The following is a 23512-nucleotide window of genomic DNA, read 5'->3' as shown; positions in this document are numbered from 1 at the left end:
CGGCCTCGGCCGCCGTCCTCAGGCCACGGCCGCTCCGCTGCCGGCGATGACCTCGGGCCGCAGCAGGGCCGCGAGCCGCTCCGCCGGGAGCAGGCCCCTCTCCAGTACGAGTTCGGCCACGCCCCGGCCGCTGGCCAGGGCCTCCTTGGCGATGTCGGTGGCGGCCGTGTAGCCGATGTGCGGGTTCAGGGCGGTCACCAGCCCTATGGAGTTCTCGACGGTCGCGCGCAGCACCTCGGTGTTGGCGGTGATGCCGACGACGCAACGCTCGGCGAGGGTGTGGCAGGCCGCTCGCAGATGGGTGATCGACTCCGACAGGGAGTGCAGGATGATCGGCTCGAAGGCGTTGAGCTGGAGCTGCCCCGCCTCGGCGGCCATGGTGATCGCGACGTCGTTGCCGATCACCTCGAAGGCGACCTGGTTGACGACTTCGGGGATCACCGGGTTGACCTTGCCCGGCATGATGCTCGAACCGGCCTGCACCGGTGGCAGGTTGATCTCGCCGAGGCCGGCGCGCGGCCCGGAGGACAGCAGTCGCAGGTCGTTGCAGGTCTTGGACAGTTTGACGGCGACGCGCTTGAGGACGCCGGACATCTGGACGAACGCGCCGCAGTCCTGGGTGGCTTCGACCAGGTTGGCGGCGGTGACCAGGGGCAGCCCGGTGATGTCGGCGAGGTGGCGCCGGGCGGATTCGGCGTATCCGGCGGGGGCGTTGAGCCCGGTGCCGATCGCGGTGGCGCCGAGGTTGATCTCGTGGATGAGTTCGACGGCTTCCGCGAGGCGGCTGCGGTCCTCGTCGAGCATGACGGCGAAGGCGGAGAACTCCTGGCCGAGCGTCATCGGCACGGCGTCCTGCAGCTGGGTGCGGCCCATCTTCAGGACGTCGTGGAACTCGGCGGACTTGCGGGCGAAGGCGTCCTGGAGGACGGTCATCGCGTCGAGCAGGCCCCGCACGGCGAACACGGTCGCGATCCGGACGGCGGTCGGGTAGACGTCGTTGGTGGACTGGCCGAGGTTGACGTCCTCGTTGGGGTGCAGGTGCCGGTACTCGCCCTTGGCGTGGCCCAGCAGCTCCAGCGCCCGGTTGGCGACGACCTCGTTGGCGTTCATGTTGGTCGAGGTGCCGGCGCCGCCCTGGACGACGTCCACGACGAACTGGTCGTGCAGCTTGCCGGCGCGGATCTCGCGGCAGGCGGCGACGATCGCCTCCGCCTTCGCGGGTTCCAGCAGGCCGAGTTCCTCGTTGGCGAGGGCAGCGGCCTCCTTCACGGCGGCCAGCGCGTCGATCAGGTGCGGGTGGGCGGAGATGGGCGTGCCCGTGATGGGGAAGTTCTCGGTGGCGCGCAGGGTGTGGACGCCCCAGTAGACGTCGGCGGGGACGTCGCGGTCCCCGAGCAGGTCGTGTTCGCTGCGGGTGGCGGCGGTCATGTGTGTGCGGGTCCTCTTCTCGGAGTGGTGGGTCGGGTCACGCGGGGGCGAGCAGGGCCGACGGGTCCAGCGCCGCCACCGGCCGCACGCCGCCGACGGGCCGGCCGCCGCCGGTCGCCGGCTCCCCCGCGAACCCGGTGAGCAGCCGCGGGTCGACTCCCGCCAGCGCCAGGGCGGCCGCCGCCACCGGGACGCGCGCCCGGTTCGCCCCGTCGGCGATCTTCAGGGCGATGGCGCGGCCGTCCGGCAGCGCGGCGATCTGGACGCCCTCGAAGCCGTCCTTGGTGAGCAGCCCGGGTACCGCGTACATCAGCTCGGCCATGTCCCGCCCCGCACCGGAGGCCATCTCCGGGTGGCTGCGCAGGGCGTCCGCCACCCTGAATTCGGGGGTCCCGGGCGCGCCGGTGGCGATGCGCGCGGCGGCACGGGCCAGGCCGCGCAGGGAGACGGCGAACAGGGGGGTGCCACAGCCGTCCACGGTGGCGCGCGCGATGCGCTGGCCGGTGAGGTCCTCCACGACTTCCGCGATCATCCGCTGGAGCGGATGCTCGGGGGCGTCGTAGTCCTGCAGCGGCCATCCGTTGAGCTTGCAGAGGTGGAGCATCGCGGCGTGCTTGCCGGAGCAGTTCTGGGCGAGCCGGGAGGGAGCACGGTCCTCCCGGATCCAGGTGTCGCGGACGGCCGGGCCGAACGGCAGGTCCGGAACGTTGCGCAGGTCGTCCTCGGTGAGGCCGGCGAGCTCCAGGATCCGCCGGGCACCGGCGAGGTGGCGTCCCTCGCCGGAATGGCTGCCCATCGCCAGGGCGAGCAGTTCGCCGTCGAGCGGCAGTCCCGCGCGGACCATGGCGACGGCCTGGACGGGCTTGAGGGCCGATCGCGGATAGAACGCGGCCTCCGCGTCGCCAAGCTGGAACCGGACCTCGCCGTCGGCGCCGAGGACGACGACGGAACCGTAGTGGGTGCTCTCGACCACGCCGCTCCGGGTGACGTGGGCGACGGGCGCGTGGCGGGGTTCACGGATCGCGGGCGCGTCCGTGAGGGGGCTGGTGAGCATGACTGCCTCGATCGGTGATGGTGTGGGGGCGCTGGCCTACGTGCCTGCGGGCGGCGGGCCCGGGCGGACGCGCGGTGGGTCCGCGCGGTCCTCCCGGACCGCCCGGGTTCAGTCGTCTGCTCCGGCGGCGGTGCGCGCGACGCGCCCGCGGATCGTGTACCAGCCGGCGACGAGTGCGGCGGCGATGAGCGGTATGCACAGCACGGTGGTGCGTCCGGCTCCGCCCTCGGCGTACATGAGGACCAGGACGGCGGCGAGGAAGGCCAGCGTCACGAGTTCGGTCCAGGGCGAGCCGGGCAGTCGGTAGCCGGGGCGGGTCAGTTCACCGGTCGTGCTCTTCCGCCAGAACAGCAGGTGGCAGACCATGATCATGCCCCAGGTGGCGATGATGCCGACGGCCGCGAGGTTGAGCACGATCTCGAACGCCTCGGCGGGGACCACGAAGTTGAGGCCGACACCGAGGACGCACATGCCGCTGGTGAGCAGGATGCCGCCGTAGGGCACGTGGCTGCGGCTCATCCGGGCGGTGAAGCGCGGGGCCGATCCGTTGACGGCCATGGAGCGCAGGATGCGGCCGGTGGAGTAGAGGCCCGAGTTGAGCGAGGACATCGCCGCCGTGAGGACGACCAGGTTCATCACGCTGCCCGCCGCCGGGACACCGATGTGGGAGAGCACCGTCACGAAGGGGCTCTGGCCGGAGGTGTAGGCACTCCACGGCATCAGCATCGACAGCAGCACGACCGAGCCGACGTAGAACAGGCCCACGCGCCACATGATCGAGTTGATCGCCTTCGGCATGATCTTCTCGGGGTTCTCGGTCTCCCCGGCCGTCACGCCGACCAGTTCGACGGAGGCGTAGGCGAAGACGACGCCCTGGATGATCAACAGCATCGGCAGCAGGCCGTTGGGGAAGATCCCGCCGTTGTCGGTGATCAGCGACGGACCGGGTACGACGCCGTCGACCGGGTGCCGGGTGACGAGCAGGAAGATCCCGATGCCCATGAAGACGACCAGGGCACTGACCTTGACGATGGCGAACCAGAACTCGAGTTCGCCGAAGATCCGCACCGAGATGAGGTTCACGGTGAGGACGACGGCCAGGGCTACGAGCGCGACCACCCACTGGGGAACGTCGGAGAACAGGTGCCAGTAGTGGGTGTACGTGGCGACGGCGGTGATGTCGGCGATGCCGGTGGTCGCCCAGTTGAGGAAGTACATCCAGCCGGCGGTGTACGCGCCCTTCTCCCCCATGAACTCCCGGGCGTACGACACGAAGGCGCCGGAGGAAGGGCGGTACAGGACGAGCTCGCCGAGCGCCCGCACCACGAGGAACGCGAAGACTCCGCAGATCGCGTACGCGACGAACAGGGAGGGCCCGGCATCGGCGAGCCGGCCGCCCGCGCCGAGGAACAACCCGGTGCCGATGGCACCGCCGATGGCGATCATGTTGACGTGCCGGGCTTTCAGGGACTTGCTGTAGCCGGCGTCACCGGCGTCGACGTGACGGGTCGTGGGGCGCTTCTCGTCTTTGAGGAACTGCTCGCTCACGCCTCGGCTCTGCCTTCTCTTGGGGTGTCCGCCCGCTGGGGGCGCACGATGTCGGTGAGGGTGGCCTCCACGCGGTGGAGGTGGTGGGACATCGCCTCGACGGCGTCGGTCTCGGAACCGTCGATCAGGGCCTCGACGATCGCCCGGTGCTCGCAGTTGGACTGCTCGCGCCTACCACAGAATTCGTTGAGGAAGGTCGACTGACGCGCCAGTGCGTCACGGATCTCCTCGATCACCCGGCGGAACACCGGGTTGCGGGAGGCCTCGGCCACCGCCAGGTGGAACACGGTGTCCAGGGCGACCCACGCGGTGGTGTCGGTCTCCCGCTCCATCCGGTCGAGCAAGTGGGCCAGGTGGTCCAGGTCCTCCGGGGTCCGGCGCAGCGCCGCGTAGCCGGCGACCGGGATCTCGACGTGCCGGCGGACTTCCAGGAGGTCGCCGGCCGCGTAGTCGCCGAAGGTGGGTTCCTCGACCGTGTTCGCCACGACGAAGGTGCCCTTTCCGGTCTTCGAGACCGTCAGGCCCATGGCCTGCAGGGCACGGAGTGCCTCCCGCAGCACGGGCCGACTGACCTCCAGGGTCCGGCACAGCTCTGCTTCCGAGGGGAGCTTGTCCCCCACGGCGTACTGACCGCGCTCGATGGCGCTGCGCAGGTGGCCGAAGACCGCTTCCATCGCGCTGACGCGCCGCGGGATCGCCCCACCTGTCTGGCTGTCTGACAGGTTCACGGGCTGATCCTGGGGTTCGGAGCGCCGTGGTGTCAAGACCCCGGAGTCGTCCGCGAGACCTCCGGTGAACTCGGCCGCACACGCACCTCTCGCTCGCCGACGCGAGTCGGCGCAGGGGTCGACGTCGACCTGGCCGCGGCCACCAGAGCATGCACCACCGCCGAGTCGAAGGCCATCTCGGGATGCCACTGCACGCCGACCGCGAAGCGGTGCCGGGTGCTCTCGATCGCCTCGACGGTGCCGTCCGCCGTGCGGGCGGCCACGATCAGGCCGGCCCCGAGGGACTCCACCGCCTGGTGGTGGTGCGTGGCGACCTTGCGGGTCCCTGGAAGGAGCGCACCGATCCGTGTCCCCGGCACCGTGGTGACGGCGTGGGGGGAGAAGTGCCCGCCGTGCAGGTTGTGCCCGTGGTGACCCAGCCTCTCGGGGAGGTGCTGGATCAGGGTGCCGCCCGCGTGCACGTTCATCAACTGCATTCCGCGGCAGACTCCGAGCACCGGCACGTCACGCGCGAGAGCCTCGGCCAGCACGGCCCGCTCCCACCGGTCGCGCTCGCGCACCGGCGGTCCCGTGCACGGATGCGGCCGCGCCCCGTACAACGCGGGATCCACGTCCTCACCGCTGGTCAGGACGATCGCGTCCAGACGCGCGACGACGTCGGGCGCGGCCTCCGGCGCGTCCGGCGGCAGCAGGACCGCACGGCCGCCCGCCGCCTGGAGGCAGCTGACGTACGCCGCGGGAAGCAGTGCGGCGGGCAGCTCCCACTCCCCCCACTGGGCATCGGCGAGGTAGGTGGTCAGTCCGATGAGTGGCTTGGGCATACCACTTCCTTCCAGGGGCGGGGGTCGATCGTCGACGGCCGTCTCCCCCCGGCCCATCCGCTCGACGGAGGCGGGTGCGGGCGGGCTGGGGAGGAGGGGGTGCACGGCCCCTCGGGCACACGGACGCGCCCGAGGCGGGTGGGGTGGGTCGCGGACCCGGGGGCGGAGGCTTGCGCATCCGGGCCGCGAGCAAGAATCCTGCTGCCGTTCATGCTTAAGCACAAGAAAAGACATCTTCGCGACAGATAAGTGAGCCTTAACTCCGTGCAGAGACTCGACCCCCGGTTGCTCGCCACCCTCGAAGCCGTGGTCCGCCACGGCTCCTTCAACGCCGCCGCCCGCGAGCTGGGCTACAGCGCACCCGCCGTATCGCAACAGATCGCCGAACTCGAACGCCGCGCCGGCCTCATCCTGATCGAGCGCCGACCCGTGCGCGCCACCCCGGCCGGCAGGGTCCTCCTCGACGCCGAGCAGCGCGTGCGGAGCGCACTGGCGGCGGCGGCCGTGGAACTCGACGCCATGCGTGCCGGCACGGCCGGACGGATCAGGCTCGGCGCCTTCGCCTCCTCCGCCGCGGGCATCGTCCCGAAGGCGCTGGCGGAGCTCCACTCGATCTATCCGGACGTGCAGGTCAGCCTCTCCCAGGTGGAACCGGACGCCGGCTACAACCGGCTCAAGCGGGGGGACATGGACCTGGCCCTCAGTTACGACTACGACTTCATTCCGGTGCCACCGCCCCGGACGCTGCGCCGACTGCTGGTCGCACGGGACCCGGTCGTGGCAGTCGTCCCGGCGGACCACCACCTCGCCCACCGGGACGTCATCGACCTGGCAGACCTCGCGTCCGAGACGTGGATCGCGGCTCCGGAGGCCGCGTTGCGCCTGGAACTGCTCGCCCAGATGGCCAAGACGCCGGGCTTCCAGGCCCGCTTGGAATACGACGGCGACGACTTCAACACCGTGCTCGGCTTCGTCTCCGCCGGCCTCTGCGTCGCCGTCATGCCGAGGCTGGCCCTTCCCCCGGGCATCACCCAGGTCGTGGCGCGTCCCCTCGCCGGTCCGGAGCTGACGCGCTTCATCTACACCGTCCGCATCGACACCCGGCACGCCCCGCGCGCCCTCCTGGCCCTGGAACGGATGCTCGCCGCGCAGGCACTGGCCGCCCTCTCATGAGCCGGGGCGACGCCGCGACGAGTGCGCGGCCGAAGGATGCCGGCCGCCCGTGGGCCGGCCCTCCGGGCAACCGCTCACGCCCCCGAGGGGATGCTCCGGTCGGCGGTGAGCCGCTCACGCCACTCGGCCACGGCGACGGGGGACATCGCCGCGAGACGGGCGATCACCTCGTCGTCCCGCCCGTCGGTCCAGCTGAGGACTCGGGTCAGGACCGTGTTCCGGACCAGGCGGACGTCCTTGAGCAACTCCTCCAGGCGCTTGAGTTCCTCCCCCGTGGCGGCGAGCATGTCGTCCACCGCCGCCCTTTCCTCGGCCCGCTGTTGCCACAGGTAGGCCGTCAGGCCGGTGAGGACCACGCCGTCGTCGGCCGCAGCGCCGCGGAACGTCTCGGCAAGGTGGTCCAACACGCAGTCAGGGGCGTCGGCGAGACTCGCTCCCACGACCTTCGCGCTCTCCCAGCTGCTCCGTCCGGCATCGCTGGTCCGCAGCCAGAGCCCGGCCTCGACCGGGACGCGGTCGCCGCAGGCGGCCGCGCGGTGGGCGTACAGAGCCGCGCGGTGACCGTAGAACGCGTAACCCTCCTCGATCCGAACGCCCGCCGGAGCGCACATCCGTCCCGGAACGCCGCCGTAACCGGATTCGGGTTCGTAAGCGGCGCAGCCGTCCAACTCGGCGTCGGTGGCCGTCGCCCAAGCCGGGTCGCACAGCTCCGGATTCCGGGCGAGGAAGTCGGCCACCTCGACCCGCCATGCGGGAACCGGACTCATGCGGGGTTCGGCCCAGACCACCGTTCCCGTCTCGTCGAGCGTGTACCGGCAAGCCTGTTCGAGATCGGTCCAGGCTGTGGCGGCTTCGGCGGACCATTCCAGATCCTCGCCGGGGCCCACACGGTGCAGCGAGCCGATCACCCGCTGGACCAGGGGCAGTACCCGCCGGACCAGTGCGTGGAGCTCCTCGGCACCGAAGAAGCGCCAGGTGTCGGTGCCCTGGTCGTCAACAGCGCGGTGGGTGAGCGGGAGGGCGAAGACCGCCGGGGAAGGCAGAGCGCCATCGCCGACCGTGGCCCGGCGGTGTCCCGGAAACCAGAGGTCGGCGTCCTCGTCCCGCGTTCGCCAGTCGGTGTCCCCGAACCAGACGGCACCGGTCGCGGCATCGACGGCGAGCCACTGCTGGTAGCCGTTACCCGGCCCGAACCGTTCCTGGTGGTGCTCGGCCTGCCGGTCGTGCCACACGTACTCCGCTGGTGGCGGATTGAGCTGGACGGCGACGAAACCGTCCTGCGGGGTGTACCCGACGACGACGTGTGCGGCCGGTTTGCTGTCTTCGGTCCCGGACATGCGGCTCCCTCCGTGCCGGACCGTGGCGGTTCCGCCACTGTGCGGCACCGAGCCTGCCCTGCGAGAGTCGTACGATCAAATCCGATCAGTAGTGGACTTGTCACGCCGCGAGGGTCCGTGCACGAGCGGAGCCGAGGGCGGGCGATCGCAGAACGCCGATGCCCCCACCTGCACGGCAGGGCATGAATCCGGCCTTGACGCGACGTCACCGGGCGTCGCATGATCAGCGCGTGAACCTGTCAGACAGCAAGACAGGAAGTCCGAGTCCACGCCGGAACCCTGCACCGGCGTGCGGAACCTGCATGGAGCCGTCCGAACCGGCGGCCCAGACGGTCCCGGGCACCCGGGCGGAACCGGAAGGGCCCCGACACGCCGCTGTGCCGGGCTCAGTACTCGAGCGCCGGCGGGGTGTGCGCAGCAACGCCCGGTTCGGCAGCCGTTGGAGAAGGCGCAGCCCCAGGATCCGGCGTCGCCCGGAACGGGCTTCCCCGTCGGCAGTGGGCTGCTGCTGCGGACGGCCGGCGTCCCTGGCAGTGGACGGGGCCACCCGCCCACGACGCGCCCGGCCGGTCGGCCTCGGCGGAGCACATCGGTAGTTGTTCGCCTGGACGCCGCCCCAGGCACCGGCGCTGGCCCGGCGACTGGATCCGGCCCGAGGTGAGGACCGTGCTGTAGTCGCACTGTGACCGCGGCCTCGGCCCGGGCGGCCACGCCGCCCGCCGGAGCCGGAGCGAGCACTGCTCCGAGTGGCGCCCACGAGTGGTGGCCGTCTCCCGGTGGCCCGAGGCTGGGCTGCGCAGTCCCCGGACGAACCGTGCGGCGGCGGCCGGCAGCACGCGGCGCCGTCCGTTCCGGGGCCGTGAGAGAGACGGGACCACATGATGAGACAGGGCGACAGCCCGGGCCACCCGCCGTCCGTCCACGGGAGCGCCCGGTCCGGGCGAATACCGGCGCGACACCGGTGGGGACGGCGAGGCTCCCGGGGCGCACGCACCGGGACAGCGCTCGCCACGGCCGGTCTGGCCGTCCTGGGGGCGGCCGGCCCGATGCCGGCCGGTGCGGTGTCACCGGCCGTCCGCGCTCCCCTGTCGGGAACCGCGGCCCGGTTCGTGCCCGGTCCCTGTCCGCAGACCCCTGAGCCGGTCCCCGGGCGCTGCGGCATGCTGGAAGTCCCGGAAAACCGCGCCCATCGCACCGGACGCACCATCCGGCTGGCCGTCGCGATCGTCCCGGCCGCCTCGGCGACGCCGGCCGGGGACCCGGTGGTGTTCATGGAAGGCGGGCCCGGGGGCGACGCGTTCGGGAGCATCCCCTTCCTCCTCGATTCCGGCGTGAACCGAGACCGCGAGCTGATCGTCATGGCCCAGCGCGGCACGCTCCACTCCCGGCCGGCCCTGCTCTGCCCGGAGATCGACCGGTTCACCGCGGAGTCCGTCGGGCTGCGCTACGACGCGCCGTCGACCGGGCGGCGGCTGGTACGGGCGGCGAGGCAGTGCCACGACCGGCTGACGGCCGACGGGGTCGATCTGGACGCCTACAACACGACCGAGAACGCCGACGACTTCGCCGATCTGCGCGAGGCGCTGGGCATCGACCGCTGGAACGTCTACGGGTACTCGTACGGCACCGAACTGGCCCTCACCCACCTGCGGCGGCACCCCGAGGGGATCCGCTCGGTCGCGATCGACTCGGTCGTGCCCCCGGACATCGTGAGCCTGCCGTGGACCTGGGACAGCGCCCGGGAGGGCATCGCGGCGATCCTCGCGGCGTGCGCGGCGCAGCCCGCCTGCGGGAGCCGCTACCCGGACCTCCCGGACACGCTGACGGAGCAGGTCCGGCGCCTGGAGGCGGGTCCGCTGCGGCTGGCGGCGCGGCCGCCGTCGGGAGGCGAGCCGGTGGAGGTCGTCCTCGACGGGGGCGCCCTGGTGAACCTGCTGGTCGCCAACTCCGTCAAGGCCGTCGACGTGCCCGCGGCGCTCGACGAGCTCGCCGGCGGGAATCCGGAGCGCTTCGCACGGGCCCAGGCCGCGGGCGCGAAGACCCCGGTCGGCGAGATCGGCCACGGCCTGACCCAGTCGGTGGCGTGCAGCGAGTGGGTGCCGGGGTACTCGCGCTCCGACGTGCTGGAGGCGGGCCGCGAGGCCTTCCCCGGCTGGCCGGGCCGGGTACTGGCGCAGGCGCCGCAGCTGCCCTTCGAGTACGGCGTGTGCCGGGCCTGGGACGTCCCGGACCGCACCGACGTCCAGCGGGTGGCCACCGTCAGCGACGTGCCCGCGCTCGTCCTCTCCGGCACCTTCGACGCCAAGTCCGGGGCGGCCTGGGGCGCGTACGCGGCCCGGACGCTGTCCCGCTCGACCACCGTGCTGATCCCCGGGATCGGCCACTGGGTGGTACCCCAGTCCCCTTGCGCGCAGAGCGTCCTGGCCTCCTTCCTGGCGAATCCGACCGCGCCGGACACCACGTGCGTGGCCGGGCTCGCCCCCGAACCGTTCACCATCACCCCCGGCCCGGAGTCCGCATGATGTCCATCCGCCCAGCCCGGCACCGGCGCACCGCGCGACGGCCGCTGACCACCCTGGCCGGGGCCACCGCCGCCGTCCTCGTCCAAAGCCTCGTCACCGGTGTCCTCACCGGCCTCGCCACCGGCCTGGCCGCGGCGCCCGCCCGGGCGGCGTCCGGCGCCGGGGAGCCCCTCGGCACCGTCGCCCGGACGGCGGGCCACGCCCGCTACGCGCCGGGGCCCTGCCCGAGGACCGCCGACCCGTCCCCCGCGCTGACGGGGGCCCGCTGCGGAACGCTCACCGTGCCCGAGGACCGGGACGACCCCGAGGGACGGAAGATCACCCTCGGCGTCGCGATCGTGCCGGCCACCCACCGGAAGGCCGACGACCCCATCGTGTGGCTCGCCGGCGGGCCCGGCGACGACGCGGTCTCCGAGATCCCCCTGGCGCTCAACGGCGACCTGAACCGCGACCGGGACGTGATCTTCATGTCCCAGCGCGGGACCTACTCGGCCGACCCGGCGCTCACCTGCCCGAACATCGACGAGTTCAACGCGAGCGCCCTCGACCTCGTCTACGGCGCGCGCTCCACCGGCCGCCTGCACGTCCGGGCGACGCGGGCCTGCCACGACGAACTGGAGGGCCGCGGCGCCGAGCTCGGCGCCTACAACAGCACCGAGAGCGCCGCCGACTACGCGGACCTGCGCGTGGCGCTGGGTGTCGAGCGGTGGAACGTCTTCGGTATCTCGTACGGCACCGACCTGGCCCTCACCTACCTGCGCCTGCACCCGCAGGGCATCCGCTCGGTCGGCATCGACGGCGTGCTGCCGCCGTCCCTGGCGGGCGGGGCCGTGACGTGGAAGGCGGCACGCGAGGGCTTCGACGGCCTGTTCGGGGCCTGCGCGCGGCAGCCCGCCTGCGCCGACCGCTACCCGGACCTGAAGGGCACCTTCGAGCGCCTCGTCGGTGAGCTCGAAGCCGACCCGGTCACCACCACCGTCACCGTCCCGGGCCACCCGGAGCCGGTCGAGGTCGTACTGGACGGCGGGGTCCTGGTGAACTGGCTGGTCTCCGCCACCCATCTGGCGGCCGGAGTGCCCCGCTCCATCGACGAGTTGGCCCACGGCGACCCCCGGCGGATCGCCGAGCAGTGGGCGGGCGGCAAGCTCGGCCCGCAGGCCGTCGGAAGGGTCTCCCACGGGCTCGCCTACGGCGTCTTCTGCAGCGAGTGGACGCCGTTCGAGAGCCGGGCCGACGTGATGCGGGCGGGGCACCGCGCCTTCCCGTCCTTCCCCCGGTCGGTGGTGGCCAATGCCCCGCTGCTCGCCTTCCTCCAGGCGGACTGCCGTGCCTGGGACGTTCCCGCCGCGCCGGACTCGATCCGGGACGTGACGGAGAGCGACATCCCGACCCTCGTCCTCTCCGGCGGGTTCGACGCCCAGACCGCACCGAGCAGCGGGCCGTACGCCGCCCGCACGCTCAGCCGCTCCACGGAGGTGACGGTCCCCTACGTCGCCCACGTGGTCTTCGCCGACTCGCCGTGCGCCCAGTCGATCACACGGTCGTTCTTCGACACCCCGACCGCACCGGACACCGGCTGCCTCGCGGGTCTCGAGCCGCCCGCGTTCGAGATCGCGCCGTAGGGCCTTCCGGTCCCCGTCGTGAGCGCCTTCGCCAGGCGGCGCGGCAACCGCTTCGCCCTCGCCGTCCTGCTGCTGGCCCTCGCCTGCGGGACGGGTGTCGCGCTCTACCTCGACGAGCGCGACTCCCGGCAGCGGAGCCGGGCACTCGCGGTGCCGAGCGCCCCGACTGGGTCGAACTGAACGTCGCGTCCCAGGACTTCGACACCGGGGGCGCTCGGCTGACGCTCTTCGTCGTGGCCCTTCCGCACGGCGGCCTGGCCCAGGGGCCCGGCTCGTGGCGGCGCGGAAGTGGTGTACCGCGGCCAGGACATGGTGTGGCCCGCCCTCGGCTGGATGGCGGCGACCCTGTTCGCGCTGGTCGGCATGCGCAACGCCGCCGGGCGGGCCGCCGATCGACTACATCGCGTTCTTCTGGGCCGAGGCGATCATCGCGACCGACGGGCGCCGCACCCACCCCGTACGGTGCCACACCGCACCGCACCGCACCGCACGGTCCCGGTCGGCGCGCGCACGGCGCGAAAACGCACTCTGATCGATTCCCTGAAATCCTCCCGACTTGCTTTCCGTCAGCAGTTATTTGAACATCGCATACGAACCTGCATGCCGGACGGGAGATCCGGTCCGGGCACCCGGATCCCGCTGTCGAACCCTCCGATCCCCCTTCGGTGTCTCCAATTCCGTACCTTTCCGACTTGAACAACAGCAGGTCAGAGCCGTGAGACAGGCGTGAGACAGGCGCCCGGACAGGTCGCCCCGGCCTGCCGACCGCCCGCGCCCCCTACAGTTCTGCCCTGGCGCCGAGGAAACGGCCTTCACGGGGCGCACACAACGGCGCGCTCGGGATATCGAGTGCGGACCCGATGCCCGACCAGGCGGGATGTCTCCGATTCCGGCCGCATCCCCATCGGTTTCACCCGTTCCGTGGACCTCCCCGCAGGCCCGATTCGGTGCCGTCATTTCACGATGTCGGTCGATCTCGAATTGGTTAACAGTGCAAAGAAAAAGGTGGAGGCGATTCGCCCAGGGCTGGTTCGCCGCCGCGCTGACCGTGGGGGCGTTGCTCGGGGCGGGGGTCGTTCCGGCGACCGCCGCGGGCGGCGCGGGTGCCGTGGGCACCGGGCCCGGTCAGGGGGCGACAGCGGCCGGTGCGGTTTCCGCCGAGGGGCCGGAGGGCCTCGCGGTCGCCGAGGCACGGCGGACGGGCAAGCCGGTGGACGTCGCGCAGAAGCGGAGCGAGTCCAGTGACACGGTCGCGCAGCCGGACGGACAGCTGGTGACGACGACATACGTCCAGCCGCGCTGGGTGCGCCGGGGCGGTACCTGGGTGGACATCGACCCGACCCTCACCGAGCGGCCGGGCGGCGTGGTGGCGGCCAAGGCGGCGACGGCCGAGGTGGAGTTCTCAGGCGGCGGCAGCGGCCGTCCGCTGGTGCGGATGGCCTCGGCGGGCCGGGAGCTGAAGCTCAGCTGGCCCAAGCCGCTGCCGAAGCCCGACCTGAAGGGCAGTACGGCCGAGTACCACTCGGTCCTGCCGGACGTGGACCTGCGGCTGACCGCGACCCGGACCGGGTTCACCCAGGTCCTCGTGGTGCACACCCCGCAGGCCGCGAAGAACCCCGAGCTCGGGCGGCTCCGGCTCGGCCTCCAGGGCGACGGCCTGACGGTCGCGCAGGCCGCGGACGGCTCGATGACGGCCGTCGACAAGGGCGCCGGCGGCACGGTCTTCGAGGCCCCGACCCCGGTGATGTGGGACTCCGCCACCAAGGCGGCTCCGGCCGCCGAGCCCGCGCAGACCTCCCGCCCGCAGGAGCGATCGCTCGCGGCGCAGGCGCCCGCCGCCCAGGCACCCGCGGCCCCGTCCCTGGCCGCCCCCGGTGAAGGGGCGAAGGTGGCCCGGATCGGCGTGGAGTTGCCGAAGACGCAGGACGGGTTGGTCCTCACCCCGGACCGGTCCATGCTGGACGACCCGGGCACGGTCTACCCGGTCATGATCGACCCGGCCTGGAGCACGCCGCACGCCGGCGACTGGGCGGGCGTCTCGCAGTACTGGCACTCGCAGTCGTACTGGCACTTCACCTACAACGGCAAGTACGTCAGCGACTGGGGCGTCGGGTACTGCGGTGACACCTCGCGCTGTCAGCCGCGTGACGTGAAGCGGGCGTTCTTCCAGGTGCCGACCAGCCAGTTCGCCGGGAAGCACATCCTCAGCGCCGAGTTCGTCGCCAACGAGAGCTGGTCCTTCGACTGCACCCACCAGACGCCGGTCGAGCTCTGGAACACCGGCTACATCAGCTCGGGCCTCACCTGGGACAGCCAGAACGGCAGCGGGTTCTGGAACCGCTACCTGCAGACCATCTGGACGGCCAAGGGCTGGAGCGGTGACTGCCCGGCCGGCCAGCTGGAGTTCGGCGGCGACTCGGGCCCGGTCCGCGACCTGGTCCAGGACGCGGCCAACTGGGGCTGGTCGTCCACCACCTTCGGGCTGCGGGCCCGCGACGAGAGCGACCTCTACGGCTGGAAAAAGTTCACCGACGACGCCGCGCTGCGGGTCCGCTACAACGTGCCTCCGCGCCAGACCCCGATGAGCGACCTGACCATGTCGCCCGGCATGTGCGTGTCCACCGGGGTCAAGCTCAACAAGTGGCCCCAGCTCACCGCGAAGGCCGGTGACCCGGACGGCGAGGCGGTCGGCCTCCAGTTCGCCGCCGCCTGGGACGACGGCACCACCGGTTTCCGGCGCCGCTGGTGGTCCACCGGCGCGGAGGGCACCGCGCCCGGCTCCGACACCTTCAAGGCCTCCGGCTCGGCCTTCTCGATCACCCTGCCCGCGCTGCCGGCGCCCGCGAAGGGCCAGTACGGCTGGGAGGTGCGGGCCTGGGACGGCGCCGAGTGGGGGCCGTGGTCCTCGGACGGCGACCCGACCGACTGCTACTTCTCCGTCGACACCACCGCGCCCGACGGCCCCGCCATCACGTCCTCGTCCTACCCGGGCTCCTCGGACGCCACCGCCGCCCTGCCCTGGACCGACGGCGTCGGCCGCTACGGAAGCTTCACCGTCAGGTCGAAGGCCACCGACGTGGCCAAGTACCAGTGGGTGGTGGACGGCACGGCCCTGACCAACGAGGTGGCCGTCAGCGGCGGCGCGGCCGCCACGGTGAACCTCCTGCCGGAGAAACCCGGCCTGCACACCCTCACCGCCCGCGCGATCGACGGCTCGGGCAACGCCTCGCAGCCCGAGACGTACTACTTCAACGTCCTGGCCGGCCAGCCGCAGCGCGCCGGGTGGTCCATGGACGACGCCTCCGGCACCAGGCTGACCGGCACGGGCGGCGGGTCCGACGCCACGCCGGGCTCCGGCGCGAGCCCGCAGTCCCCCGGGCACCTGGGCGACGCCCTGGCCTTCGACGCCACGGCCAACGGCTACGCGAGCACCCAGGGCGCGGTGCTCGACACCGCCAGGAGCTTCACCGTCTCGGCCTGGGTGAAGCTCGCCAACGCCGACCGCAACCGCTCGGCGGTCTCGCAGTCCGGGTCGTACATGCCCGGCTTCAGCCTCGGCGTGCGCAACGGCGGCTGGGCCTTCGAGACGGTCAGCACGGACGACGTCGGCTACGGCTACCAACTGGCCGGCGCCACCGGTCCGGCGGCGCTGAACCAGTGGACGCACCTGACCGGCGTGTACGACGCCGCGGCCAGGACCGTGATGCTGTACGTCAACGGCGTACCGGCCGGTGCGCCGGTGGCCGCCCCGGCCTCCTGGTCGGCCCGGGGGTCGCTGGAGCTCGGCCGGATGCGCTACCGCGGCGGCTACAACGACCCGTGGTCGGGCGCGCTGGACGAGGTGAAGGTCTGGGACCGCGCGCTGTCCGCGAGCGAGGCCACCGACGTGGCGGCCGACCGGCAGCTCGCCACCGGCCTCCCGGCCAAGGCGGTCTGGCACCTCGACGGCAACGCCCGCACCGCACCCGGCGCGTCGGAGTCCGACGACCTCACGGTCTCCGGCGCGGCGCAGCTCGGCATCCCCGGCGTCGCCGACAAGGCGATCCGCCTGGACGGCACCAGCGGCTACGCCCGCACCGCACGGCCGGTGGTCGACGGGACGAGGAGCTTCTCCGTCTCCAGCTGGGTGCGACTGCCCGAGCTCGCCGACGGCGACACCGCCGCGCGCGTGGTGATCGACCAGATCGGGGCCCACAACAACGAGTTCTCGCTCTACTACTCGGCCTACAGCAAGAAGTGGATCTTCGGGCGCAACAAGGAGGACAGCGCCGCAGACACCCTGGTGCGCGCCGTCCAGCCGGTCTGCACGGGGCCGGTCAACGGCATCCCCTGCTTCGGCCCGAACGAGGGCCAGTGGACGCACCTGCTCGGCGTCTCCGATGCCACCGCACAGAAGCTGCGCCTGTACATCAACGGAACGCTGGTCGGTGAGACGGACTACGTCCAGACCACGCCCTGGCCCGACCCCGGCCCGGTGCAGATCGGCGCCATCAGCCGGGAAGGCAGGAACGGCGACTTCTTCGACGGCGACATCGACGACGTCCGCCTCTACGACCGGGTGGTGACCGCCACCGAGGCCGCCGACCTGGTCAAGCAGCGACCGCAGCTGGTGGGCCGCTGGCGACTCGACACCGCGGCCGGCTCCCCGCTCGTCTCACCGGACGAGAACAGCACCGCCTCCGGAGCGCAGCTCGGCGACGGCGCGAGGACCAACCCGGGCGGCGGGCTCCTCCTCACCCCCGGCACACTCCAGCTGGACGGCGTCAAGGGCTACGCGCAGAGCGCCACCACCCCGCTGCACGCCGACCAGAGCTTCACCCTCGCCGCGTGGGCGGACACCGCCGGCGTCCCGACCCGGGACATGACGGTGCTCTCCCAGGCGGGCGCCAACGGCGACGCGGTCACCGTGCGCTGGCACTACCTGAAGGACGATCCGGCCACCGGCGCCCACCTGGGCGAGTGGCAGGCCGAGGTGAACACCGGCGACGGCGCCACCACCGGCCGCACCGTGGTCGCCCACTCCCCCGCCACGAGTGTGCTGGAGAACTGGACCCACCTCGCGGTGACGTACGACGCCCTGGCGGGACAGCTGTCCCTGTACGTCAACGGGCAGCCGGAGAACCAGCTCTGCACCAGCGGCGACTCCTGCGTCCCGCGGACCTCGTGGGGCCCGGCCAGGCGGCCCTTCGACGCCGGCCCGGGCCTGCAGTTCGGGCGGGCCAGGACGGGTGCCGGCACCTGGGGCGAGTACTTCTCCGGCGAGCTGGACGACGTCTGGGCCTACCAGGGGATCCTGAGTGCGGCTCAGATCGCCAGGCTCGCGGACTACAACACCGAGATCCCGACGACCACCGGTCCCTGACCGGTCCGGGAACCCGGGCCGGGCGGCCGCACGGCCGCCCGGCCCGCGCCCTGTGTTCCACCCGTGTTCCGACCACCGCTTCACCGAAAGGGGAACTCCACCGTGAGGCAACACCTCCCGCGCGCCGTCATGGGCATCCTGCTCGTGGCACTCGTGATCGCCTTCCTGCCCGGCACCCGGGCCACCGCCGCGAGCTGGACCAGCCACTGCGCCGTCGGCGGCTTCTGCCTCTACGACCAGAACGGCGGCCAGGGCGCCGAGCTCGCCAACGACCCCCGGGTCCCCGTCCAGGGCGTCGACCCCGCCTGGAACGACCGGGCCCGCTCGGTGGACAACCAGTCCGCCTACTGGGCCTGCCTCTACGCCGACGGCGCCTACGGCGGCACCGTCCAGGCCGTCCGGCCCGGCGGCCAGGCCGACCTCTCCGACCTCGGCACCCACCTGGACGGCAAGGTCACCTCCGTCAAGGGCGCCAAGTCCAAGGCCGGCTGCTTCACCGGCTACGAGCGCTGCGAGACCGGCCGGCTCTGCCTGTTCGCGGAGGAGGGCGGCCGCGGCGCGATGACCTCCCTCACCGAGGACGAGGTCCGCGACTACGGCGCCGAGTGGAACGACCGCACGGTCTCCGTCTTCAACCACACCGCCAAGCACGCCTGCTTCTACCCGGACAACGGGCTCACCGGCTCCTGGACCGCCAACGGCTCCACCTACCGGGCCTTCGTCGTCCTCAGCGGCGACAGCACCTTCGTCCCCGCGCCCTACGCCGGCACGCTCAGCTCCGACCGTCTGGTCGTCGCCGCCAACGGCCGCCCCGCCACCGACTTCTGCTGAACCGGGAGCCCCCTCATGAAGCACACCCTCGTCCGGCGGGCCGCCGCGATCCGGACCGCCACCGCCCTCGGCCTGGCGGCCTCCGTCCTCGCCGTCCCCGGCAGCGGCCTGGCCGGCGCGGCGACCGGCGACACCAACCCGGGCGACATCGTCCTGGGCACCATCACCCTCGCCCAGGCCGCGGCCACCACGCCCTTCCCCGGGATCACCCGCACCGTCTACCAGGACACCGACCGCACGTGGACGGTCAACGTCATGGACATCGACCCCAACCGGGCCCCGATCACCTTCGACGGCTCGATCGGGCAGGGCATGTACACCACGCAGACCGTCCAGGAGATGCTGGAGCAGACCACCGGCGTGACCAGCCGTCGCCCCTACCTCGGGGTCAACGGCGGCTACTTCGACGACGGCGTGGTCCTGGACCAGACCGACCGGATCTACCTCGGCGACCTCGGCGGCACCTCGATGAAGAACGGGCGGCTGCTCAGCGAGGCCGGCGGAGGCCGCTACGCCTACGACCCCGTCACTGGCAAGGCCGTCGGGCTGCGCCCCGCCAACTCCGTGCTGATGCTGCAGAACGGCCGCCCGTACATCACCGAGCTCGGCACCGCGCTCACCGTGCGGCTCTCCGACGACGCCACCGTCAGCCGCAAGGTCGACGGCGTCAACCGGCTCCCCGGCCGGGCCGGCCACTGCCTGCGCAACACCGACCCCGCCAACACGGACGTGACGGTCGCCGGCGGCGTCTGCTTCGACCCGTCGGAGATCGTCGAGTTCACCCCCGAGTTCGGGGCGAGGACGCCGGCCGCCGACCTGCTCAAGCAGACCGCCACCACCACGGACGACGACCCGGGCGTCGAGGTGCTGTTCAACGCGGCGGGCGTCGCCACCGCCTGCTTCCGCCCCGGCGCCACCGCCGGCGGCATCGTCTCCGACGCCCCGCGCGGCGGCCACGACGTGCCGCCAGGCGGACGGGCCCTGGAGGGCACCGGCGACGGCGCGGCCTGGCTCTGGGACAACGCCTGCACCGGCAGGCCGGTCAGCCTCCACACGGTGGTCACCGACACCCGCTTCGGCGACACCGTCGCCGACACCTGGTTCGGCCGCGCCCCGGCCGGCGCCGTCGAGCTGCCGATCGACCCGGCGATGTACGCCACTCCCGTCGGCGACGTCCTGCTCCGCGACGCCTCGGTCGTCTACCAGGTGCCCGGTGACACCGCGCGGGCCTGGCGCACCGCCGGCGGCGCGGACGCCTTCGGCCACCTCTTCTTCGTCACCGTCGAGGGACAGAAGGGCGGCACCGCGCCCCTCGCCGCCGGGGCCACCCGCAGCGAGCTCGCCCAGCTGCTCAAGGCGCTCAACCTGGTCGACGCCGTCAACATGGACGGCGGCGGCTCGACCACCCTCAACCTGCGCGACCAGAACGGCAGCGAACCGCCCGTCACCACCACCACGGACTCCGCGCCCCGTCACGTCGCCGACACCGTGTACGCCGCGGTCGGCGGCTACGGCCTCGCCAAGTAGGCCCGCACCCCGGCCCGCCCCGGCCCTCTCGTCGGCCCGGCCGGCGGGAGGGCCACTCGCCGACTGCTCGGCACCGTACCGGGCAACAACCTGAGCTGCTGAGCCCCGAGGCCCATCGGGACCTGGCCGGTCCGCGGGAAGCGGCCGGGAGGCGGCCCGCGGTCGGCGTCCTTCGTCCTACTCGCGTCCGTCCTCCCGCCCGCCCCGCAGAGCGGAGCCGTAGGTGAGCAGGATGCTCAGCGCCACGTAGTCCGATCCGGGGCGGCGGACGGGCACGAACACCTCCAGCCGGTCCCGCTCGGTGCGGTAGCCCGCCCTGGTCGCGCGCCCCGACAGGGCCGGGCTGCCGACGTGCGCGGCCAGTCCCCGGACGTCGAGCCGGACGCCGCTCTCCGGGCCCGCGGAGACGAGGGCGATCCGGGACCAGGCGATCGGCGCGGGGAAGGGGGCCAGCGTCATCCCCTCCGCGGTGAAGGTCAGGGCGCCCCAGCGAAACGCGCTGCCCGCGCCGAGCTCGTCCAGGAGGCGTTGCGCACGGGCCGCGGCGACGGCTCGCGTCGCGACCGAGACGAAGCGCGCGCCGGTGTCGGGGGCCACCTTCGTGATCATCCTCCAGAAGCCGCACTCCTCCCGGACCTTGACGTAGTCCAGGCCCCTGAGGCGGATCCGGCCGCCCGCGTAGGGGCGGATCACGGCCTTGAGCACGTCGTGCGAGTGCGCCAGGTTGATGTGGACGGACACCCGGGTCGACTCGACGGAGGCGATCTCCTCCCACGCGTACCACAGCGTGCGGCGCCCCGGCCGGCGCAGCTCGAAGCCGTGCTCGTACTCCCGGATCCGGATCCGGGAGTGCCGCACGCACAGGGCGAGGCACACCGCGGCCGCCCCGGGCACCGCCCAGAGCGCGAGGCGGAACGAGGACTCCTCGTCGTAGTGGTCACTGATGAGGGTGCACATCACGCCGAACACGAGGAGGAGCACGACCAGCGCGCTCAGCGGCCTGCGCGCGTAGGCCCCTTGGTAGGTCCATACCCGCTGCCCCAGCCGCCCGGTCGGCTCCGGTCCCCCCGCAGTGCCTGCTGACACCACACACACCTCGCATCGTCGTCCGCTGTCGCGTCGTCGAGTCTCGGGCGGGTTCGCGCGGGGGGACAACGGGAGAACTACTCAATTCCCGCGCCCACGGTGCCGGTGCCGTCCGTGCGCGTCCGTAAGATGGCCACCCATGGGAACGGGGGCAGCCACGGGGACGATCGCCGGCCTCGGCGGTGAACTGACGCCGCTGATCGGACGGCGGGCGGAGACGGCCCGGATCGCCGGGCTGCTCTCCGGCGCGCGCCTGGTCACGCTCACCGGACCCGGTGGCGTGGGCAAGACCAGGCTGGCGCTGCGTGTGGCGGCCGAGGCGACACGCTCCGCCTTCCCCGACGGCGTGTACCTCGCCGGACTCGCCGACCTGCGGGACCCGGAGCTGCTCGCACCGAACGTCCTCGGCGCCCTCGACGTGGCCGACCCGGGGCGCCCCGGCGCCGATGCGGCGGCCGTCCTCGCCGCCAGGCTGCGCGAGCGGCGCGCCCTGTTGGTCCTGGACAACTGCGAGCACGTGATCGACGCGTGCGCGCGCCTCACCGACACCCTGCTGCGGGCCGCACCCGGGCTGCGCGTCCTGGCGACCAGCCGGCAGGCGCTTCGCATCGCCGGAGAACAGGTCTTCCCCGTGGACCCGCTGCCGGTGCCGGACGCCGACACGGGTCACGGCCTGCGGGCCCTGAACGGCAATCCGGCCGTCGCGCTGTTCGTCGACCGGGCCGCCGCCGTGCTCCCCGGCTTCGCCCTGACCGGGTCCGACGCCCCCGCCGTGGCCGAGCTCGTCCGCCGCCTGGACGGGCTGCCCTTCGCCATCGAGCTGGCCGCGGGCCGCGTCCGGAGCCTGACGCCGCAGGAGATCCTGAAGCGGCTCACCGACCGGTTCGCGCTGCTGACCGGCGGAAGCAGCGTCGCCGCCGACCGGCAGCGCACCCTGCGCGCGCTGATCGACTGGAGCCACGACCTGTGCACCGGGCCCGAGCGGCTGCTCTGGGCGCGGGCCTCGGTGTTCCGTGGCGGCTTCGACCTGGAGAGCCTCGAACGGGTCTGCGCGGACGCCGAACTGCCGCCCGCCGCCCTGCTCGACGCCCTCGACGGCCTGGTGGCCCGGTCGATCGTCAACTGCCGCCATGCGCACGGGCGTTCGCGCTACCACATGCTGGAGACGGTACGGGAGTACGGGCACCAGCGGTTGGCCGCGTCCGGCTCCCTCGACATGCTGCGCGGTCGCCACCGGGACCGGTACGCCGAACTGACCGCACGAGCCGGGCAGGAGTGGTTCGGGCCCCGCCAGGTCGGCTGGTTCACCCGCCTGCGCCAGGACCACCCGAACCTGCGCGCCGCCCTGGAGTTCTGCCTGGAGCGGCCCGGGCACGCGCGGGCCGGTCTGGCCCTGGCCGTGTCGCCCCGGCACTACTGGATGACCGCGGGCCTGCTGTCCGAGGGGCGCCACTGGCTGTCCCGGCTGCTCGCCGCCGACGCCCAGGACGACGGCGGCGACCCGGCCGGCCCGGACACCACCGTCCGGCTGCACGCCCAGGTCACCGACACGTACCTGGGCATCCTGAACGGCGACCCGGAGGCCGACGTTGGGCGCGCGCTCGCCGCCTGCGAGGCGGCGGCCGGGCACGGGGGTCACCGGCGCGAGTCGGCGTGGGTGCGGCACCACCACGGGATCCTCGCCGTCTGGCGCGGGGACTTCGCGAACGCCGCCGAGCTGTTCGCGCGGGCGCGCACCGATTTCCGCGAGCTGGGCTGCCTCGACGCGGCGCTCGAGTGCCGGGTCAAGTTCGCCATCGCGCACGCCTACGGGGGCGAGACCGCCGCGGCCGCCGAGGCGTGCGGCGAGGTCGAGGCGGCCGCCCTCGCACACGGCGAGTCCTGGCTGCACGGGATGGCCCTGCTCGCCCGCGCACTGCTGGCCCTGCGCGCGGGCGAACCCGCCGACGCGACCGCGCGGGCCGGGGCGGCCATCGCCCGGCTGCGCCCCTTCCAGGACTGGTGGGACGTGGCCATGTGCGTGGAGGTCATCGCCTGGAGCACCTGGGACGCCCCGCGGCGCGCGGCCCGGCTCCTGGGTGTGCTGCACCTGTTGTGGGAGTCGCTGGGCGGGCGGCTCGGCGCGGCACCGTTCATGCGCACGCAGCACCTGCGCCTGGACGCCGAGGTACGGGAAGCGCTGGGAGTCGCCGCCTTCGACCGTGAGTTCCGCCGCGGAGCGCGCACCACCGTGGACGAGGCACTGGCCTACGTCCTGGACGAGTCGGCCGGGGTGCCGGGACTGACGAAGCGCGAGAGCCAGGTCGCGGAACTGGTCGCCGAAGGCCTCACCAACAAGGACATCGCGGCCCGCCTCACGATCGCCCAGCGCACCGCGGAGAACCACGTCGAACGCATCCTGGGCAAGTTGGGGTTCACCTCGCGCACGCAGCTCGCGGTGTGGACGTACGAGCGGCGAGGCGAACTGCCCTGA

16 protein-coding genes are annotated in these 23512 nt (G+C 73.0%); 9 read left to right on the top strand and 7 right to left on the bottom strand.

From position 1 onward, the window contains the following. Positions 1-18: 18 nt before the first annotated feature. The 5 genes from aspA to ACFVUY_RS10130 all read right to left on the bottom strand — a co-directional run bounded on the left by aspA (position 19) and on the right by ACFVUY_RS10130 (position 5579). Positions 19-1428 carry an aspartate ammonia-lyase gene (gene aspA / locus ACFVUY_RS10150; RefSeq protein WP_387728827.1) on the bottom strand — a complete coding sequence of 470 codons (1410 nt, stop codon included), beginning with the start codon at positions 1426-1428 and terminating at the stop codon, positions 19-21. Positions 1429-1465: 37 nt separating this feature from the next. Next, positions 1466-2482, bottom strand: a complete 1017-nt coding sequence (locus ACFVUY_RS10145) for an asparaginase (RefSeq protein ID WP_359897253.1) — start codon at positions 2480-2482, stop codon at positions 1466-1468. A gap of 108 nt (positions 2483-2590) precedes the next feature. Then, complete coding sequence (locus ACFVUY_RS10140; RefSeq protein ID WP_359897252.1) at positions 2591-4030, bottom strand: amino acid permease; 1440 nt, start codon at positions 4028-4030, stop codon at positions 2591-2593. Then, on the bottom strand, positions 4027-4704 hold the full coding sequence (locus ACFVUY_RS10135) for a FadR/GntR family transcriptional regulator (protein WP_359897292.1): 678 nt from the start codon (positions 4702-4704) through the stop codon (positions 4027-4029). Before ACFVUY_RS10135 ends, ACFVUY_RS10140 begins: the two co-directional genes overlap by 4 nt. Positions 4705-4790: 86 nt before the next feature. Beyond that, positions 4791-5579, bottom strand: a complete 789-nt coding sequence (locus ACFVUY_RS10130; protein WP_359897251.1) for a gamma-glutamyl-gamma-aminobutyrate hydrolase family protein — start codon at positions 5577-5579, stop codon at positions 4791-4793. A gap of 264 nt (positions 5580-5843) precedes the next feature. Between ACFVUY_RS10130 and ACFVUY_RS10125 the strand changes: the two genes are divergently transcribed. After that, positions 5844-6752, top strand: coding sequence for a LysR substrate-binding domain-containing protein (locus ACFVUY_RS10125; protein ID WP_380352682.1), 909 nt, complete (start codon positions 5844-5846; stop codon positions 6750-6752). Positions 6753-6826: 74 nt separating this feature from the next. On the opposite strand, the gene ACFVUY_RS10120 is transcribed toward ACFVUY_RS10125, so the two are convergent. Further along, on the bottom strand, positions 6827-8089 hold the full coding sequence (locus ACFVUY_RS10120; RefSeq protein ID WP_359897248.1) for a hypothetical protein: 1263 nt from the start codon (positions 8087-8089) through the stop codon (positions 6827-6829). Between the two features lie 1160 nt (positions 8090-9249). Between ACFVUY_RS10120 and ACFVUY_RS10115 the strand changes: the two genes are divergently transcribed. The 7 genes from ACFVUY_RS10115 to ACFVUY_RS10085 all read left to right on the top strand — a co-directional run bounded on the left by ACFVUY_RS10115 (position 9250) and on the right by ACFVUY_RS10085 (position 19953). Next, positions 9250-10611, top strand: a complete 1362-nt coding sequence (locus ACFVUY_RS10115) for an alpha/beta fold hydrolase (RefSeq protein ID WP_387728822.1) — start codon at positions 9250-9252, stop codon at positions 10609-10611. After that, positions 10608-12233 carry an alpha/beta fold hydrolase gene (locus ACFVUY_RS10110; RefSeq protein ID WP_387728819.1) on the top strand — a complete coding sequence of 542 codons (1626 nt, stop codon included), beginning with the start codon at positions 10608-10610 and terminating at the stop codon, positions 12231-12233. Before ACFVUY_RS10115 ends, ACFVUY_RS10110 begins: the two co-directional genes overlap by 4 nt. 18 nt (positions 12234-12251) lie before the next feature. Then, the gene (locus ACFVUY_RS10105) at positions 12252-12413 is read left to right on the top strand and encodes a hypothetical protein (RefSeq protein ID WP_387728816.1); all 162 of its coding nucleotides are present in this window, start codon (positions 12252-12254) and stop codon (positions 12411-12413) included. Between the two features lie 129 nt (positions 12414-12542). After that, the gene (locus ACFVUY_RS10100; RefSeq protein ID WP_387729370.1) at positions 12543-12929 is read left to right on the top strand and encodes a DUF4436 family protein; all 387 of its coding nucleotides are present in this window, start codon (positions 12543-12545) and stop codon (positions 12927-12929) included. A 412-nt stretch (positions 12930-13341) separates the two neighbouring features. Beyond that, positions 13342-17595, top strand: a complete 4254-nt coding sequence (locus tag ACFVUY_RS10095) for a LamG domain-containing protein (protein WP_387728813.1) — start codon at positions 13342-13344, stop codon at positions 17593-17595. Between the two features lie 102 nt (positions 17596-17697). Further along, the gene (locus tag ACFVUY_RS10090) at positions 17698-18426 is read left to right on the top strand and encodes a peptidase inhibitor family I36 protein (RefSeq protein ID WP_387728810.1); all 729 of its coding nucleotides are present in this window, start codon (positions 17698-17700) and stop codon (positions 18424-18426) included. 15 nt (positions 18427-18441) lie between these two features. After that, positions 18442-19953 carry a phosphodiester glycosidase family protein gene (locus ACFVUY_RS10085; RefSeq protein ID WP_387728807.1) on the top strand — a complete coding sequence of 504 codons (1512 nt, stop codon included), beginning with the start codon at positions 18442-18444 and terminating at the stop codon, positions 19951-19953. A 177-nt stretch (positions 19954-20130) separates the two neighbouring features. On the opposite strand, the gene ACFVUY_RS10080 is transcribed toward ACFVUY_RS10085, so the two are convergent. Continuing rightward, positions 20131-21039 (bottom strand): hypothetical protein, encoded by a 909-nt coding sequence (locus ACFVUY_RS10080; RefSeq protein WP_387728805.1) that lies wholly within the window; start codon positions 21037-21039, stop codon positions 20131-20133. A gap of 139 nt (positions 21040-21178) precedes the next feature. Here ACFVUY_RS10080 and ACFVUY_RS10075 point away from each other — a divergent pair, with 139 nt between their 5' ends. After that, the gene (locus ACFVUY_RS10075; protein WP_387728802.1) at positions 21179-23512 is read left to right on the top strand and encodes an ATP-binding protein; all 2334 of its coding nucleotides are present in this window, start codon (positions 21179-21181) and stop codon (positions 23510-23512) included.

The organism is Kitasatospora sp. NPDC058063, assembly GCF_042885395.1.
Classification (GTDB): domain Bacteria; phylum Actinomycetota; class Actinomycetes; order Streptomycetales; family Streptomycetaceae; genus Kitasatospora; species Kitasatospora lactacystinica.
This window is presented reverse-complemented; position numbering and strand designations above follow the sequence as displayed.

What these genes read in the sequence shown, in the direction of transcription:
- ACFVUY_RS10100 (WP_387729370.1), top strand. Translation starts at nt 12,543, where the DNA reads ATGGTGTGGCCCGCCCTCGGCTGGATGGCGGCGACCCTGTTCGCGCTG.
- ACFVUY_RS10130 (WP_359897251.1), bottom strand. Translation starts at nt 5,579, where the DNA reads ATGCCCAAGCCACTCATCGGACTGACCACCTACCTCGCCGATGCCCAG.
- ACFVUY_RS10115 (WP_387728822.1), top strand. Translation starts at nt 9,250, where the DNA reads ATGCTGGAAGTCCCGGAAAACCGCGCCCATCGCACCGGACGCACCATC.
- ACFVUY_RS10110 (WP_387728819.1), top strand. Translation starts at nt 10,608, where the DNA reads ATGATGTCCATCCGCCCAGCCCGGCACCGGCGCACCGCGCGACGGCCG.
- ACFVUY_RS10135 (WP_359897292.1), bottom strand. Translation starts at nt 4,704, where the DNA reads ATGGAAGCGGTCTTCGGCCACCTGCGCAGCGCCATCGAGCGCGGTCAG.
- aspA (WP_387728827.1), bottom strand. Translation starts at nt 1,428, where the DNA reads ATGACCGCCGCCACCCGCAGCGAACACGACCTGCTCGGGGACCGCGAC.
- ACFVUY_RS10085 (WP_387728807.1), top strand. Translation starts at nt 18,442, where the DNA reads ATGAAGCACACCCTCGTCCGGCGGGCCGCCGCGATCCGGACCGCCACC.
- ACFVUY_RS10120 (WP_359897248.1), bottom strand. Translation starts at nt 8,089, where the DNA reads ATGTCCGGGACCGAAGACAGCAAACCGGCCGCACACGTCGTCGTCGGG.
- ACFVUY_RS10145 (WP_359897253.1), bottom strand. Translation starts at nt 2,482, where the DNA reads ATGCTCACCAGCCCCCTCACGGACGCGCCCGCGATCCGTGAACCCCGC.
- ACFVUY_RS10075 (WP_387728802.1), top strand. Translation starts at nt 21,179, where the DNA reads ATGGGAACGGGGGCAGCCACGGGGACGATCGCCGGCCTCGGCGGTGAA.